The sequence below is a fragment of the Planococcus sp. BI3 genome (assembly GCF_056680115.1).
The window spans coordinates 1,614,457-1,631,338 of record NZ_CM155266.1 but is presented as its reverse complement, the minus strand read 5'-3'; the positions used below and the strand labels follow the sequence as shown (position 1 = coordinate 1,631,338).

General features: G+C 46.3%; 14 protein-coding genes. 13 read left to right on the top strand and 1 reads right to left on the bottom strand.

Annotated elements, in window-relative coordinates:
• Window positions 1–167: 167 nt before the first annotated feature.
• The 6 genes from AC1MEO_RS08285 to AC1MEO_RS08260 all read left to right on the top strand — a co-directional run bounded on the left by AC1MEO_RS08285 (window position 168) and on the right by AC1MEO_RS08260 (window position 7,476).
• On the top strand, window positions 168–1,352 hold the full coding sequence (locus AC1MEO_RS08285; protein WP_480335529.1) for a M24 family metallopeptidase: 1,185 nt from the start codon (window positions 168–170) through the stop codon (window positions 1,350–1,352).
• A gap of 29 nt (window positions 1,353–1,381) precedes the next feature.
• Window positions 1,382–2,386 carry a cyclodeaminase gene (locus tag AC1MEO_RS08280; protein ID WP_480335528.1) on the top strand — a complete coding sequence of 335 codons (1,005 nt, stop codon included), beginning with the start codon at window positions 1,382–1,384 and terminating at the stop codon, window positions 2,384–2,386.
• A gap of 13 nt (window positions 2,387–2,399) precedes the next feature.
• Window positions 2,400–3,599, top strand: coding sequence for a cystathionine gamma-synthase family protein (locus AC1MEO_RS08275; protein ID WP_480335526.1), 1,200 nt, complete (start codon window positions 2,400–2,402; stop codon window positions 3,597–3,599).
• A gap of 26 nt (window positions 3,600–3,625) precedes the next feature.
• A complete protein-coding gene (locus tag AC1MEO_RS08270) occupies window positions 3,626–4,843 on the top strand; it encodes a M20 metallopeptidase family protein (protein WP_480335525.1) in 1,218 nt (405 codons plus the stop codon).
• 114 nt (window positions 4,844–4,957) lie between these two features.
• Window positions 4,958–6,013: a homoserine dehydrogenase gene (locus AC1MEO_RS08265; RefSeq protein ID WP_480335523.1), complete on the top strand. Its 1,056-nt coding sequence runs from the start codon at window positions 4,958–4,960 to the stop codon at window positions 6,011–6,013.
• Window positions 6,014–6,033: 20 nt separating this feature from the next.
• A complete protein-coding gene (locus AC1MEO_RS08260) occupies window positions 6,034–7,476 on the top strand; it encodes an aldehyde dehydrogenase family protein (RefSeq protein ID WP_480335521.1) in 1,443 nt (480 codons plus the stop codon).
• Window positions 7,477–7,565: 89 nt separating this feature from the next.
• On the opposite strand, the gene AC1MEO_RS08255 is transcribed toward AC1MEO_RS08260, so the two are convergent.
• Window positions 7,566–8,072 (bottom strand): GNAT family N-acetyltransferase, encoded by a 507-nt coding sequence (locus tag AC1MEO_RS08255; protein ID WP_480335519.1) that lies wholly within the window; start codon window positions 8,070–8,072, stop codon window positions 7,566–7,568.
• Between the two features lie 330 nt (window positions 8,073–8,402).
• Between AC1MEO_RS08255 and ilvD the strand changes: the two genes are divergently transcribed.
• The 7 genes from ilvD (at window position 8,403) to AC1MEO_RS08220 (ending at window position 16,429) form a co-directional block, all read left to right on the top strand.
• Window positions 8,403–10,088, top strand: a complete 1,686-nt coding sequence (gene ilvD / locus AC1MEO_RS08250; RefSeq protein ID WP_480335518.1) for a dihydroxy-acid dehydratase — start codon at window positions 8,403–8,405, stop codon at window positions 10,086–10,088.
• A 196-nt stretch (window positions 10,089–10,284) separates the two neighbouring features.
• Window positions 10,285–11,298 (top strand): TRAP transporter substrate-binding protein, encoded by a 1,014-nt coding sequence (locus AC1MEO_RS08245; RefSeq protein ID WP_480335516.1) that lies wholly within the window; start codon window positions 10,285–10,287, stop codon window positions 11,296–11,298.
• Window positions 11,299–11,364: 66 nt separating this feature from the next.
• Complete coding sequence (locus AC1MEO_RS08240) at window positions 11,365–11,835, top strand: TRAP transporter small permease (RefSeq protein ID WP_480335515.1); 471 nt, start codon at window positions 11,365–11,367, stop codon at window positions 11,833–11,835.
• 2 nt (window positions 11,836–11,837) lie between these two features.
• A complete protein-coding gene (locus AC1MEO_RS08235) occupies window positions 11,838–13,106 on the top strand; it encodes a TRAP transporter large permease (RefSeq protein WP_480335513.1) in 1,269 nt (422 codons plus the stop codon).
• Window positions 13,107–13,124: 18 nt separating this feature from the next.
• On the top strand, window positions 13,125–14,198 hold the full coding sequence (locus AC1MEO_RS08230; protein ID WP_480335512.1) for a tartrate dehydrogenase: 1,074 nt from the start codon (window positions 13,125–13,127) through the stop codon (window positions 14,196–14,198).
• A gap of 12 nt (window positions 14,199–14,210) precedes the next feature.
• On the top strand, window positions 14,211–14,966 hold the full coding sequence (locus AC1MEO_RS08225) for an SDR family NAD(P)-dependent oxidoreductase (protein WP_480335511.1): 756 nt from the start codon (window positions 14,211–14,213) through the stop codon (window positions 14,964–14,966).
• Window positions 14,967–14,986: 20 nt separating this feature from the next.
• A complete protein-coding gene (locus AC1MEO_RS08220; RefSeq protein ID WP_480335509.1) occupies window positions 14,987–16,429 on the top strand; it encodes an aldehyde dehydrogenase family protein in 1,443 nt (480 codons plus the stop codon).
• Window positions 16,430–16,882 lie beyond the last annotated feature (453 nt).

The window sequence follows — 16,882 nt, the reverse complement described above, 5'->3', positions numbered from 1 at the left end:
GCGGTTTTTATTTTCTTCCAATGCGGAACGATTAGAAAATATGACTACAATAACTCCAAATCTTCATACAGTATTGCGGATGATAGTTTGGAGAGAAAGTTTTATACTGAAATTACGGAAGGTTTATTCCGAAAATTCAAAAAAGTCATTAAGGAAGGGGATTTTCCATGTCATTTGGAACTGCAGAGTATCGAGAAAGAATTCGGAAGACGAAAGAGCGAATGGCATCGAAAGGGATAGAAGTGCTGCTCCTCACTGATCCGGCAAATATGAATTACCTCTCTGGTTACGATGGGTGGTCATTTTATGTACATCAGATGCTAATCGTCATTGATGACGAAGACCAGCCGATCTGGGTAGGGCGGACAATGGATGCAAATGGGGCAAAAATTACTACATGGCTGTACCATGACAACATCATTCCTTATCCAGATACGTACGTTCAGTCGGATACGAAGCATCCAATGGATTTCGTAGCCGATATTTTAAGGCAAATCGGACAAGACAGCCGCAGTGTCGGTGTTGAAATGGAAAACTATTATTTCACTGCAAAATGTTACGAACAATTGAGAAGAGGATTGCCGAATGCGCGTTTTCAAGACGCGACTTTGTTAGTGAATTGGATTCGGATCGTGAAATCAGATCAAGAAATCAACTATATGAAACGGGCTGCTTTACTCACTGAAAAAGCAATGAATGCAGCTATTGAAATGGTAAATGAAGGTGTACGTGAATGCGATGTTGCTGCACAGATCCTGCATGCACAAGTGACGGGCACAGAGGAGTTCGGTGGGGATTATCCAGCCATCATGCCCCTGATGCCATCAGGCGAAAAAACATCGACACCTCATTTAACCTGGACAGATGCCCGTTATAAGAGCAATGAATCTGTCATTTTAGAATTGGCGGGTTGTTATAAACGCTACCATTCGCCATTGGCGCGGACAATTCATCTTGGGACTCCGAGCGATGAACTGAAAAAACTTGCACAAGCGACAGTAGAAGGGATTGAGGAATGTCTTGCAATGATTAAACCGGGGATTGCCCTGGAAGAAATTTGTATTGCATGGACAAAGTCAATTGCTAGGTATGGCTATGAAAAAGAGTCCCGGATCGGTTACCCGATGGGCTTGAATTATCCTCCGGATTGGGGTGAACACACAGCAAGCATCCGCAAAGGCGATCGGACAATCCTGGAGCCGAACATGACCTTTCATCTAATTCCAGGAATGTGGTTCGACAAATCCGGGTTTGAAGCAAGCGAATCGTTTCGGGTGACGGAACAGGGCTGCGAAATCTTTGGCACGCTGCCGAGAGGGCTGCACGTCAAAGGAAAAACCCTGATTATATAGTGAACTTCACTCAAGGAGGTGCTGAAAAATTGTTGATTTATACTGAGCAAGAACTGAAGCAGTATATCACCTTAAATCAGCAGGCGCGGATGGTGATTGAAGATGGCTTCAACAAACTGGCGCAGGGGCAAGTGGAGATGCCGCCCATTATGCGGGTAGACTTTCCGGATCGCAACGGGGAAGTGGATGTCAAGACCGCTCATGTGAAAGGCAAAGAAATGTTTGCCATCAAAGTATCTTCCGGCTTTTTTGATAATCCCAAAATCGGTTTGCCCAGCGGCAGTGGATTCATGATGCTGCTGAGTACACAAACCGGTATTCCGCAAGCACTGTTCCTTGATAATGGCTATTTGACCGAAGTCCGGACTGCAGCAGCTGGGGCGATTGCCGCTGACTACCTGGCCCGTAAAGACATCCGAACTGTCGGAGTGATCGGAGCAGGAAGCCAGGCAAGATTCCAGCTGAAAGCATTGGCATTGGTCAGGGATTTCAAAAAGGTTCTTGTATATGCGAGATCTGCCGAGCGGACCCGCCAATACGCAGAAGAAATGCGCAAAGTTCTTGGCATAGATGTCCAAGCAGCAGAAAGTGCCGAACAAGTGGTCAGAAACAGCGACCTGGTGGTAACAACGACGCCGGCAACTGAGCCTATAGTAAAAACGCAATGGCTGCATGCCGGGCTTCATATCACAGCAATGGGGTCAGACGCTGAACATAAGCAGGAACTGGAGGCGGGGGTCCTGGCAGCTGCGGATAAAATTGTCTGTGATGCCAAAGCGCAATGCGCCAAACTTGGAGAATTGCACCATGCTTTGGACAGCGGGGTATTCAAGGAGGATTCACGGGTTATAGAACTTGGCCAATTAGCTTCTAAAGAGTTGAAGGGCCGCGACAATGATGACCAGATTACGGTATGCGATTTAACCGGTACCGGCGTTCAGGATACGGCCATCGCCCTATTTGCTTACCATGAGTTGCAGAAGCAGCACATAGGGGTGGAAATCGACAATAATCATGAGTTTCAGAAAAACTAAAAGGAGTGGTCATATGACACAAAAAGATATTCATGCAGGGACAAAAGCGGTATGGGCAGGGGAAAAAGAATATTTGGTTCACGGGGCAACCCAGGTACCCGTAGTGTTGAGTGTGGCTTATACGTATGACGATATGGACGAATGGTACGACGTGGCAATCGGCAAGAAAAAAGGCCACATTTACGGGCGCAACACGAATCCGACAGTACAGGCATTTGAAGATAAGGTGAAGATTCTGGAAGGCGCTGAAGCGGCAACCAGCTTTTCCACCGGGATGGCTGCAATCAGCAATACTTTAGCGACATTCCTGTTGCCTGGTGACCGTATTGTTTCAGTAAAAGACACGTACGGCGGCACCAATAAAATCTTCACGGAATTTCTTCCACGCCAAAATATTGAAGTCGCTTTGGCCGAAACCGGCAATCATGAGTCAATCGAAGCGGAAGTTTCAAAAGGTTGTAAAATCCTTTATTTGGAAACTCCGACGAATCCAACAGTTAAAATCACGGATATTGAACGGATGGCAAAAGCGGGGCATGAAGTTGGGGCTTTGGTGATCATCGACAATACATTCGGAACGCCGATCAACCAAAATCCTCTGGAGCTTGGCGTGGATTTGGTCATACACAGCGCAACAAAATTTCTCGGCGGACATGCAGATGCGTTGGGCGGAGTATTAGTCGGTTCTCATGAACTTGTCGAACAAGTTTATCATTACCGTGAAATCAACGGCGCGACAATGGATCCGATGGCGGCATACTTGACTTTGCGCGGCATGAAAACACTGCATCTCCGTGTACGTGAACAATGCAAAAATGCGATGGAGCTTGCCAAATACCTGCAAACAAAAGAATTGGTTGAAGATGTCTTCTACCCTGGACTCGAAACGCATCCTAATCATGATATCGCCAAAAAACAAATGAAAGATTTTGGCGGCATGCTCAGCTTCGCGGTGAAAGGCGGCGTTGATACGGTACGGGACCTTCTTCCAAAATTGCAATATGCTCATCGTGCAGCGAACCTGGGGGCAGTGGAAACGACAGTTGGGCCTGCACGTACGACAAGCCATGTTGAATGTACACCGGAAGAACGCGCAGCAATGGGGATTCCAGAAGGCCTGATCCGCGTGTCTTGCGGCATCGAGAATATCGAAGACATCATTGCTGATTTTGAACAAGCCTTTAAGCATGTTGAAACCGCTTTGAAAGTTTAAATTTTAGGATTCGAGGTGCAAAGTAAATGCCGGGACATCATCTTATTGTGGACCAAGCCAATTCCATAGCAGGCAAATTGATAGAATGGCGGCGTACTTTTCATCAATATCCCGAACTCAGTTTTCAAGAGTTTGGGACCTCTCACTTTATCGCAGAAACTTTACAGGGAATTGAGGGCATCAAAGTGGAAACGGGAATCGGACTAGAAACGAGTATCATCGGTACTTTGACTTCCGGAGAAGGACCGACAATCGCCATTAGAGCGGATATCGATGCACTTCCCATTGAAGAAGAAAATGGCGTCGATTATCGTTCACAAAACCCTGGCATCATGCATGCTTGCGGCCATGATGCGCATTCGGCGATCCTATTGGGGGCGGCTGCAATTTTGGCTGAGCAGTTCAAAAAAAATAACATTAAAGGGACTGTTAAATTCATCTTTCAGCCAGCGGAAGAATGCATAGACGAAGAGGGAATGTCAGGATCTCCTTACCTGGTGCAGGCCGGAGTATACGATGGAGTAGAGGCGGCAATTGCGCTTCATATGTGTCCGTGGCTGCCCGTCGGAGAAGTGCAGATCAGTGATGGTTACAGCATGGCGAATGTCGATGTTTTCCAGGCGAAAATCATGGGAACTGGCGGGCACGGTGCTTATCCGGAACTTGGAACAGATCCGACATGGATGCTGGGGCCGGTTCTACAGGCATTGCATGGGATTGTTTCCCGCAAAGTGTCCGCTTTGGAAGGAGCCGTAATCAGCATCGGCCAAATTCATGCTGGAACTGCAAGCAATATCATACCGACGGAAGTGGAAATCGAAGGGACGATCCGCAGCTATTCCGCCGAAATCCGTAATCTTTTGTCAGCTGAATTACAGAAAGCCTTCTCAATTGTAGAAAATCTGGACGGCGAATATTATTTGGAAATCCATAGAGGCGAGCCGGCGTTGATCAATGATCCATCCGTCAATAACTGGTTCATGAAAGCGATGCATGAAACCTATCCGGAACTACGGATCATCAAAAAGCCCTTTGGCATGGGTGGAGAAGATTTTGGGTATGTCACACAAAAGCTGCCAGGTTCGATGTTTTTTTTGGGAAGCGCCCTTACAGATGGAGTCCACCGGGATCTGCATACGCCGACTTTTGACATTGATGAAAGCTGCCTCCCGGTAGGTGTGGCAATTCTTGCGCAGACAGCGCTTAATTTTTTAACAAAGGAAAAAACATCTGCCGATAAATAAAACTCTGTGAATATTGCATAAAACAGCTGTGCTTTGTGTCTGGAATCAATTCTTCAGCTATTCTTTGGAAGAAGAGCGGCACAGTTGAATCCAACAAGATAGAGGTGGAAAACCGTGGTCCATAAATTGGCTTTTATAGGATTTGGCGTAGTTGGACAAGGCTTGGCTGAAATCCTTCGGGATAAGAAAGAAGCATTAAAGCGGGATGAAGATTTCGAAGCGCAGATCGTGGCGATTGCTGATTTGAGGAAAGGCGCGATTTATCATCCCAAGGGCCTTGATATCGATGTAGTGTTGAAAACGCTGAAAGAAACCGGCAACCTGGAAGACTATCCTAACACTTCAGGGCTGGTCAAAGGGTGGGATAGTTTGACGACCATTCGGGAATCCAATGCAGACACCATCATCGAAGTGTCCTATACGGATGTGAAAACGGGCCAGCCGGCAATCGATCACTGCAAAACAGCCTTCGAAAACGGGAAGAATGTGGTGATGACAAACAAAGGGCCAGTCGCGTTGGCATATAAAGAGCTTTCGGAAATTGCAGAACAGCACGGAGTATCCTGGGGATTCGAAGGCACTGTGATGAGTGGGACGCCGGCACTTCGGATGCCGGTCGCGACACTTGCCGGAAATGAAATTACAGAAATACGGGGAATCTTAAACGGCACCACAAATTATATTTTAACGAAAATGGAAACGGAAGGTGTCAGCTACGAGGATGCGTTAAAAGAAGCGCAGAATTTGGGCTATGCGGAAGCGGATCCGACCAGTGACGTGGAAGGCTATGATGCACGCTATAAAATTGTCATTCTATCAAACTATGTGATGAAAGCACCGTTGACTGTTGAAGAAGTTTCGTGCAAAGGAATTTCAAGCATTACATTAAAAGATATTGAAGAAGCGAAAATAGAAGGGAAGCGCTGGAAGCTCCTAGCGAAAGCGCGTAAAGAAGGGGCCAGAGTCATCGCTTCGATTGCTCCAGAAAAAGTGGAACTGACTGATCGGTTGGCCTCTGTCGGCGGAGCCGTCAATGCAATCACGTATGAGACTGACCTTCTGGGATCTGTAACCTTAAGCGGCGCCGGAGCCGGGAAAACTGAGACAGGTTTCTCGTTATTGATCGACCTGATAACGATTTCCCGTGAAAAACATGCGGTAAAACTATAAAGAGTTAAGGGGGTAATTGTTTGACGACTCATCTTACAGGCCAAAAGATGTTTTTTGCAGGAGAGTGGGTGAACAGTGATCAGTTTATTGAAGTCCGTAATCCTCAAGATAACAGCATCATTGATTTAGTTCCTGCCGCTACATCGCAAGATATGCTGAACTGCGTGGAAGAGGCGAAAGAAGGAGCGGAAATTGCCGCTGCCATGCCTGTCCATGAACGCATAAAAGTAATCAATGGCGCAGCTGATTATATCGAACAGCATATGGAAAAATATGCGCGGACGATTGCAACGGAAAGCAGCAAAACAATTCGCGAAGCCGAGAAAGAAGTAGGACGTGCCATTCAAACCTTACGCATCAGCGCAGAAGAAGCTAGGCGGATCAACGGCGAAACCATTCCTTTCGATCAATCGCCCGGAAGCGAAAACCGCATCGGCTATTTCTACCGTTTTCCAATCGGCATCATCGGAGCGATTACACCATTCAACGATCCACTCAATTTGGTTGCGCATAAAATTGGTCCAGCCATTGCTTCGGGAAATGCCATCATCGTTAAGCCGGCAACTGTCACGCCTCTGAGTGCATTGCTCTTGGCGGAAGCCTTTTCCATAGCGGGCTTGCCAGCTAAAGTCTTGTCCGTAATCACCGGCCGCGGCAGCGAAATCGGTGATGCACTTGTCACGCATCCTGCAGTCCGGATGATCACTTTCACCGGCGGACTGGAAGCGGGTGAAGAAATCTCACGCAAAGCGGGATTGAAAAAAATCAGTATGGAACTGGGTTCGAATTCGCCTGTCATCGTTCTGGAAGATGCCGACTTAGAAGATGCTGTGGATTCAAGCGTATCGGGAGCTTTCTGGGCGGCCGGGCAAAACTGTTTGAGCGTTCAGCGGATTTATGTACAGGAAAGTATTTTCGAGGCATTCAAAAAACAATTTGTGGAACGAACAAATGGCTATATCGTTGGCGATAAACTATCCCGACTTACCGATATGGGACCATTGATTACGGAAAAAGAAGCAATGCGTGTTGAACAACTGGTCGAAGAAGCCGTGGACAAAGGAGCTGTTGTCCTAGCGGGAGGAGAACGGAATGGGGCTTTTTACGCGCCGACTGTGCTAACGGAAATTCCTGAAGATTGCACGATTGCCAAGGAGGAAATTTTCGGTCCTGTCGTTTTGCTTTACCCCGTAGTCGATCTTGATAAGGCTATTGCCTTATCAAATAACGTGAACTATGGATTGCAGGCAGGAATCTTTACGAAGAATATCGATTTGGCGCATAAAGCCATCGCAAAATTGGACGTAGGCGGAATCATGGTCAATGACAGCAGTGATTACCGGATTGACGCGATGCCATTCGGCGGGGTCAAAAATTCTGGTTTAGGCCGCGAAGGGATCAAATTTTCGATTCAAGAAATGACAGAGCCGAAAGTTGTTTGCTTCAAACTATCTGGCCAGTAAAAAATCATCGGAAAAGTGAAAGGAGTTCTTGTGCCGAAGAAAAATCCTGATAAAAAAGGTTTCGTCAAATTTTGACGAAACCTTTTTTATCAGGATTGGATATCTAAACGAAACGCCTTCACCACGATACCATCATCCAAAGGAATAACGTCGAGTGATGCAACGCGCTCAAAGCCCATCTTCTCATAGAGGTCAATGGCATGTTTCATGAAGCTTCCAGTATGCAAACCGATCATTTTTTGTTGACGGATTTTACAGATATCGATGCAATGTTCGACCAGTGCTTTGCCGACTCCCTGAGAACGGAAATCTGTACTGACCGCCAATAATCGGATTTCGGGATAGTCAAGCGTCTCCGTATTCCATTCGTAAGCATTGGACCCTGCGGGGAACAACACCACACTGCCGGCAATCTGCCCATTAATTTCTGCAATAAATACTTCTGCATCCGGTTGCTGGTCAGTGTCTGAAGAGACATTGGCTTTCAGCATTCCCCAGTGCTTTGGTGAGAGCTCTTCTTCATAAGGTTTATACGAAGAAAGACGCTGCTGCTTCAGTAAATAGAATTCATTTTTTTTGGCTTCACGAATCAACAAAAGACCATCTCCCTTTACTCGGAATTTTTGGCGCCTTTTAAAGCTCTCCAAAAAATATGAACGGTAGAACTATTTAATAGGAATAATTATTTCACCATGAGCCTTAAGAGAAAAATCAGCCAGTTTCTATAGGGAAAGTTATTGTAGACATGGTAATTATATAAAAATATATTGCATACATCAAGAAGGAAAAAAGGTGGCAGTCGTATGAAAGCGTATACATATGTAAATTATTTGACGATTATAAAAATAATGAAATATTATTTTTTAATTCGTTGAATTCTGACAAATGTGCTCTATAATAAATAGAAAAGAAAGGATAGGATAATTATGAAAAAAGATTTGCGCATCAACAGTAAAGTTTTCAGCGAAGGGGCGATGAAAGCGCCGAACCGTGCCATGCTCCGCTCAGTAGGAGTTACCGATGAAGATTTCAAGAAACCGATGATTGGTGTCGCCAGTACGTGGAGTGAAGTGACGCCGTGTAATATACATATTGATAAATTGGCGATCAGCGCAAAAAAAGGAGCCAGAGAAGCTGGAGGCGTTCCTTTTATCTTTAATACAATCACCGTTTCCGACGGAATTTCCATGGGGACAGAAGGCATGAAATATTCCCTTTCAAGCCGTGATGTCATTGCTGATTCGATTGAAACGGTGGTAGGCGCTGAAAGCCTGGATGGTTTAGTGGCAATCGGCGGTTGTGACAAGAACATCCCAGGCTGTTTGATCGCTATTGCAAATTCCGAAGTTCCAGCTGTTTTTGTTTATGGCGGGACGATTGCTCCAGGGCGCCACAATGGCCAGGACATTGACATTGTATCGGTTTTTGAAGGTGTCGGCCAGCATAATAATGGAGACATCAACGATGATACGCTTCGCAAGATTGAATGTGGAGCCTGCCCGGGAGCTGGATCATGCGGTGGTATGTACACAGCGAACACCATGGCTTCTGCAGCTGAAGCCATGGGGATGAGTCTTCCAGGAAGTTCTTCCAATCCAGCTGTATCTTCCGAAAAATTAGCGGATTGCGAAAAGGCCGGTGCAGCCGTGCATAATCTTCTTGAACTGGGCGTCTACCCGAAAGACATCATGACGAAAGAAGCGTTCGAGAACGCCATTACTGTCGTTATGGCACTTGGCGGATCGACAAACGCCATCTTGCATTTATTGGCGATTGCCCATGCCGCTGAAGTGGATTTGACGATCGACGACTTTAACCGACTGCAGAAAACAGTTCCGCATTTGGCCGATTTGAAGCCGAGCGGCAAATATGTCATGCAGGATCTGCACGAGGTCGGCGGTGTTCAGGCAGTTATGAAAATGTTGCTTGAAGGAGGCTATCTGCATGGAGATTGCATGACAGTCACTGGCAAAACAGTGGCAGAAAATCTTCAGGAGTCGCCTGGATTGAAGGAAGGGCAAGAAGTCATCATGCCTTTCGATAATCCGAAACGCCAGGATGGTCCACTGATTGTCCTGAAAGGAAATCTTTCACCGAGCGGTGCAGTAGCAAAAGTATCCGGTGTGAAAGTAAAACGCCATACAGGGCCGGCTCGTGTCTATAACAATGAAAAAGAAGCGACAGCAGCTGTAATGGCCAATGAAATCAATGATGGCGATGTACTGGTCATCCGTTATGTGGGGCCGAAAGGCGGTCCAGGAATGCCGGAAATGCTGTCGGTATCTGCAATTCTTGTCGGCAAAGGCATGGGCGCATCCGTTGCGCTATTGACAGACGGCCGTTTTTCAGGCGGTACACATGGCCTGGTGGTCGGACATATTGCCCCGGAAGCACAGGTTGGCGGACCGATTGCCTTTTTACAGGAAGGCGACATGGTAACTATCGATTCAGAGCTTCAGGAAATTTCCATGGATGTTTCCGAAACAGACTTGGAAGAACGCCGCAAGCAATGGGTAGCGCCACCGCTTCACAGAAAAGGCGTACTCGGCAAGTATGCACATAATGTTTCCTGTTCTTCAAAAGGTGCAGTTACCGATTACTTGAATCGATAAATGCATGGGAATAGTTAAGATGCTGATTTTCTGAATCGGACTCATTATGTGAGTGCAAAAAAGTTTGTAATGTTCATTCAAGCAATTAATTGAATAAAACTGGAAACAGTACTCGGTGGGAATGTTTCATTCCTGCTGAGTCGTTCCGCTTGAATGATGTTGAATATTACACATACAAAAAAAGGGGGAAATGAAGATGGCAAAAAAGAAGTTCGGATTTGTGTCAGTTATGTTGGCAAGTGTTTTGGCCTTAACGGCGTGTGGAGGAACTGACAGCGATTCATCAACAGGAGAAGAAGGTTCGGAAGAAACCTATGTCCTGCAGGCAGGGCATTCATTGCCGGATGACCATCCTTACCACCTTGGATTTCTGGAAATGGCAGAAGCTGTGGAAGAACGGACAGATGGCCAAGTAACAATTGAAGTTTTTGCGAACAGTGAAATTGGGGCAGAACGGGAATTGACGGAAGGCATGGGGCTTGGAACAGTCGATTTGGTCGTTTCTTCAACAGCACCCGTCACCAACTTTGTTCCGGAACTAGGCGTCTTGGACGTACCCTTCCTATTTCAGGACCGTGAATCGGCAGTAGAAATTCTGGAAGGCGATATCGGAGATGAGTTATTCGCTAAAATGGAGGAAAATGGGATCATCGGTTTGTCGTGGGGAGAAAATGGCTATCGCCACATCACGAATGCCGTGCGCCCTATTGAAACGCCAGAAGACTTGGAAGGCTTGAAAATCAGAACGCAGGAAAATGAAATTCATTTAGCCGCTTTTGAAGCATTGGGTGCACAGCCGACGCCAATGGCCTGGACTGAAGCGATCACTGCGTTGCAGCAGGGAGTCGTAGATGCACAGGAAAATCCAGCCATCGTTGCAGATCAGTTTAGCCTTTATGATGCGAACCAGAAATACATGAGTTTAACTGGACACGTTTATTCTGTAGCCATCTACATGATGAGCCAGCAGACTTACGATGAATTGCCGGAAGAATTGCGTGATATCGTTGTCGAAGAGGGGCAAAAAGCTGGAGCGAGAGAGCGGGACCTGATCGTTGAAATGGAGAAGGAATCGATTCAGACCTTGAAGGATAACGGTGTGGAAATCATCGAAGACATCGATACTGCGCCTTTCCAGGAAGCAGTACAGCCTGTCTATGAAACAATTGAACATCAGGATCTATTGAATGAGATTCTGGACGCCCAGTAAAAGGACAATAAGTCTATTCGAAAAAGAGAGAATCCTTTCTCTCTTTTTTATATCGGAGGCAAGACGATGAGTAAATTAGTCGGCTATATGAATTTCGGCATCAAACATATATTGAATCTTATTATGGCCTTGCTGGTCACAACCGTTTTTCTCCAAGTGATTTTTCGGTTCATCCTGAACTCACCACTTGCTTGGACCGAGGAACTTGCTCGTTACAGCTTAATCTGGCTGACATTTTTAGGCGCAGCCTATGCAATGTCTTCAAAAGCGCATATCGGTATGGAGTTTTTTGTTAATTTATTTGGTGTCCCCATCCGAAAGATGCTTTATATAGTAGCTACATTTGCGAGTTTGCTTTTTTTCCTGTTGATGGTGATCGAAGGCTATGACTTAGCCATGCAAGGGATGTCACAATTGTCGCCGGTTTTGCGGATTCCAATGGGCGTGATTTATATGATCATTCCAGTCAGTGGTGCAATTTTGATCATCAATATGGCCTCGCAGTTTTCAAAAGACTTTAAAAGCGGGGGTGTCTGAAGATGGCATTGGTGCTGTTTATCTTATTGATGGTTTTATTTTTAATTAATGTTCCGATCGCCGTGGCGCTTGGGCTGGCTTCCACTCTTGTATTCTTTCTCGATGGCAATGTTTCGTTGATCGTCATTATTCAACGGATGTTCAATTCTGTCGATTCGTTCCCGCTAATGGCGATTCCCTTTTTTATTCTGGCAGGTAAATTGATGGAAAGCGGGGGGATTTCCCGGCGGCTGATCCATCTGGCCAACGTCATTTTCGGACGTGTCAAAGGCGGCCTCGGCATTGTGTCGATTGTTGCCTGTGCATTTTTTGCAGCCATTTCGGGTTCTGCCGCTGCAACAACAGCAGCGGTAGGAGCTTTAATGATTCCGGCAATGATCAATAAAGGCTATGACAAGAGTTTTGCGACCGCAATCCAGGCTGCCGGCGGAACCATCGGCATCATGATTCCACCAAGTGTTCCGCTGGTACTTTACGGCGTGGCAGCTGGGGTTTCTGTCAGTGAATTGTTTATTGCTGGAATTGTTCCCGGTTTGTTCGTTATGGTCTCGTTGATTTTGCTGGTCTACCTGATTTCCTTGAAAGAGGGATATGGTGGAGGCGAGAAGTTCGGATTCAAAGATTTCATTAAGGCATTTTTCGATGCATTTTTGGCTTTGATGATGCCAGTAATTATACTGGGCGGTATTTATGGAGGGATTTTCACCCCGACGGAAGCTGCAGTTGTGGCGGTTGTCTATGGTTTGATTGTAGGCGTATTCATTTACCGTGAAATCAAATTGAAGGACCTTTCAAAAATTTTCTCTTCTTCCGTTGTCGTCACTGCAGTCATCATGTTCATCATTGCAGGGGCGTCTGTATTCGGCTACTATTTGACGCGGCAGCGAATTCCAGCTGAACTGACTGAGTTGATGCTCAGTGTCACAGATAATTGGATTATTGCTTTGCTGATCATCAATCTGCTGTTGTTGATCTGTGGGGTATTCCTGGAAACTTCAGCAGCAGTCATTATTTTAACGCCGATTCTTGTGCCGATCGCCAGTGCTCTTGGAATCGATCTGGTGCATTTCGGGATCATTATGATCGTCAATCTCGGGATTGGATTTATCACCCCACCGGTAGGCGTCAATCTATTTGTGGCTGCGAACATAGCAGGAACGAAATTTGAAAGCCTGGTGAAAGCAATTGTTCCATTTGTTCTGATTATGATTGTTGATGTACTCATTATTTCATTTATTCCAGGAATGAGTTTATTCTTTCTTGGAGAGTAAGTAATTGGAGGAGAGTTTATGGCAGCTTATAAAATAGCGGTTCTTCCCGGCGACGGGATTGGACCGGACGTCACCAAAGAAGCGATAAAAGTACTGGAAGCCTTAAAACAGGCGGACTCCACATTTGAAATCGATTTTCAGCAATTCGAATGGGGCAGTGAATATTATTTGGCGCATGGCCATATTATGCCGGAAGATGGATTGGAGCAGCTGAAGCATTTTGATGCGATTTTGTTCGGGGCGGTGGGAGACAAACGCGTGCCGGATGAAATCACCATTTGGGAATTGATCATGCCCATCCGTAAAAGTTTCCAGCAATATGTTAATATGCGACCGATCAGACGCTTGGCGGGTATCGAATCTCCTTTGAAAAATGAGCAGCCGATCGATTTCATGGTGTTCCGCGAAAATGCGGAAGGGGAATATTCAAATATCGGCGGTCGCCTGTACCAGCAGCAGCCGCAGGAAATGGCGATTCAAAATACCGTCATCACCAAGCAAGGCGTCGAGCGAATTGCAAAATATGCGTTTGAATACGCCAGAAAAAATAACAAATCCAAAGTGACCAGTGCCACGAAATCCAACGCCATCATCCATTCGATGAAGCTTTGGGACGAGGTGGTCGAGAACGTTGCCAAAGACTATGGCGATATTGAACTTGAAAGCAATTTTATTGATGCGTTGGCCGCTTACTTTGTCATGCGCCCGGAATCATTTGAAGTGGTCATTGCTTCCAATCTGTTTGGGGATATCTTGACGGATCTTGGAGCAGCTCTGGTTGGCGGGCTTGGGGTATCGCCATCCGGCAATATCAACCCTGAACGGAATTTCCCGTCTATGTTTGAAGCTATCCACGGTTCGGCACCGGACATTGCAGGCAAAGGAATTGCCAATCCGATCGCACAGATCTGGTCAGCTGCCTTGATGCTGGATCACTTAGGGCGGACAGATCTGTCGACAGCCATTGTAGATGCCATTGAACAGGTGCTTCAAGAAGGCAAAGTGCTGACACCTGACTTGGGGGGCACTGCCACAACTCAGGAAGTCGGTTCGGCAATTTCAGAAAAGCTTAAACAGCTGGTAAGCAATTAGGAGGAATGTCATATGAAAATAGACCATAAAGTGGCAATTGTCACCGGTGCAGGTGGCGGGATGGGAAAAGTGGTAGTTGAGCAATTTCTTGAACAAGGTGCAAAAGTGGCGGGCATAGATGTTCAAGTAGATGGCCTTGCTGAACTGGCAGCTAAATATCCGGAACATTTGCTGGTTATTCAAGGCAATTTAACTGACGAAAAGAGTGTCGAAGCTGCTGTGAAAAAAACGGCTGATAGGTTCGGGCAGGTCGATGTATTGGCAAATGTCGCAGGCATTGCACAAGCGGCAACAGACATTGAAAAAGTTTCGCTGAAGGATTGGGAACGGATCATGGCAATCAATTCCACTGCCGTCTTTTTGACTTCACGTGCCGTGGTGCCCTATATGAAAAAACAAAACAGCGGTTCAATCATCAATATTGCTTCCGTTTCCGTAGATCGTCCGCGTCCGGGCTTGAATGCCTATGTCGCTTCTAAAGGAGCGACGATTTCCTTGACCAAAGCGCTGGCCATTGAATTGGCGCCTTATAACATCCGTGTCAATGCAATCAACCGGGGTCCAGCCGATACGAAAATGCTGGGTGAGTTCACGGCAGCCGGCAGTGATGCCGGTGAAACGAAAGAAAATACATTCCGGAAAAGCGTGCCACTGGGCGAATTGATCACACCGGAAGCAATCGCTAATTGTGTCTTATACCTCAGCTCCGATTTAGCGAAAATGATGACTGGCAGCATAGTGAATGTTGACGGAGGCCGCGGAATCTAATCGGAAAGAGGTGCAGAAAAGTGAAAAAACAGCAAATGTACGTAAATGGAAAATGGATAGACAGCATCGGGCAAGAATGGTTTGAAACAAAAAATCCGGCTACTGGAGAAGTTCTGGCAGAAATTCCAAGAGGGAAAAAAGAAGATGTGGATGCGGCAGTCAGAGCGGCCCGCACAACATTCGAATCGGAAGAATGGCAATCTTTTCCTCCGATTGAAAGAGGGCGGATCTTACATAAAGTAGCGGATGCATTGCGGGCAGACGCAGAAGAGATCGCTTTGCTGGAAACACTGGATACGGGCAAGCCGTTGACACAGGCGCGTAAAGATGTCGAGGCATCCGCATTGTATTTTGAATACTATGCGGGAATGGCCGATAAGATTTTCGGGGAAACCATACCGGTCCAGCCGGGGATTCTGGATTATACCTTGCGGGAGCCGATTGGCGTAACTGCTCACATTGTTCCGTGGAACTACCCGTTGCAGATCATTTCACGCTCGACCGCCGCGGCAATCGCAACAGGCAATACAGTTGTAGCGAAGCCGGCGGAAGATACACCATTGACTGCCATTAAGTTAGCTGAAATCTTTGATCAAACCTCCTTGCCTAAAGGCGTTTTCAATATGGTGACCGGCTATGGCTATGAAGCGGGTGCAGCGATTTCCGAGCATCCGGATGTGGACCATATTACCTTTACAGGCTCTGTCCAGACAGGCTCTGCAGTTATGATGGGTGCTGCCAAAAACGTCAAGCCCGTCACCTTGGAACTTGGCGGGAAATCGCCGAACATTGTGTTTGATGATTGCGATCAGGAAGAAGCAGTGGATTGGGTGGTGCGGTCCATTATCCAAAATGCCGGGCAGACCTGTTCGGCGGGTTCCCGTCTGTTGGTGCAGCAAACGATCAAAGACGAGTTTCTCAAAAAAGTTGTGGCTAAAATGGAATCAATTCAAATCGGCAAAGGAATAGATGATCTCGATCTGGGCCCGATCTTAAATGAAAAACAGTTTACCCGCATCCTGGAATTTATGGATGTCGCGAATAAAGAAGGAGCCCAGTTCTTAACGGGCGGTAAACGCCAGGAAACAGCTGGACTTGAAAACGGCTACTTTTTCCAGCCGACTGTCATCGATGGATTGGCGCCGAAAAGCTATGTGGCCCAAGAAGAGATTTTTGCACCGGTCGTTGCTGCATTTTCGTTCGAAACAGAGCAAGAGGCAATTGAGTTGGCCAACGGTACAGAATATGGACTGGTGACCGGCGTTTGGACAAAAGATGGTGCCCGGGCACACCGAGTGGCCAGCAAAATCAGGGCGGGCCAAGTTTTCATTAATAATTACGGTGCAGGCGGCGGGGTGCAGATGCCATTTGGAGGATATAAGAAGAGTGGATTTGGGCGGGAAAAAGGGCTTGAAGCTTTGCGCAATTACACGATTTTGAAGAATGTTGCGCTAAAGTATTAAAAGTTAAAGAATTGGAAAAGGGATGCCCTCGATTGGAGGACATCCCTTTGTTTGTTTAAGGTAACTATAATTTATTTTGAATCAATTTTTCAACCCTTATAAAGGGGGAATCATTTCCATTGAAAGTGTTACTTTCAGTGCCGCGGTCATTGTTCCACTGGGTGTCTTCTAAACTTAAGCAACGTAAACCCTACCTTCTTTTACGTCCTTGCGATCCTTAAATCGCGCCAGTGTGAATAAGTATCTTCAAAAACATTATTGTAGAGTGCCAGATTATCAAAATTTACCAGTTACCTTTATGTTAACTAGTCTACTATCTCATGTTTCTTTCTAAATGTCAAGGCATTCATTTTCTTGCTTCATCTGCTGGTTTTGAGGCAGGGCCACAGCTGAAGGTTTCTCGTGTATTCATTATTCAGCAATTTAAATCCAGCTCAGATAGCTTTTATTTAT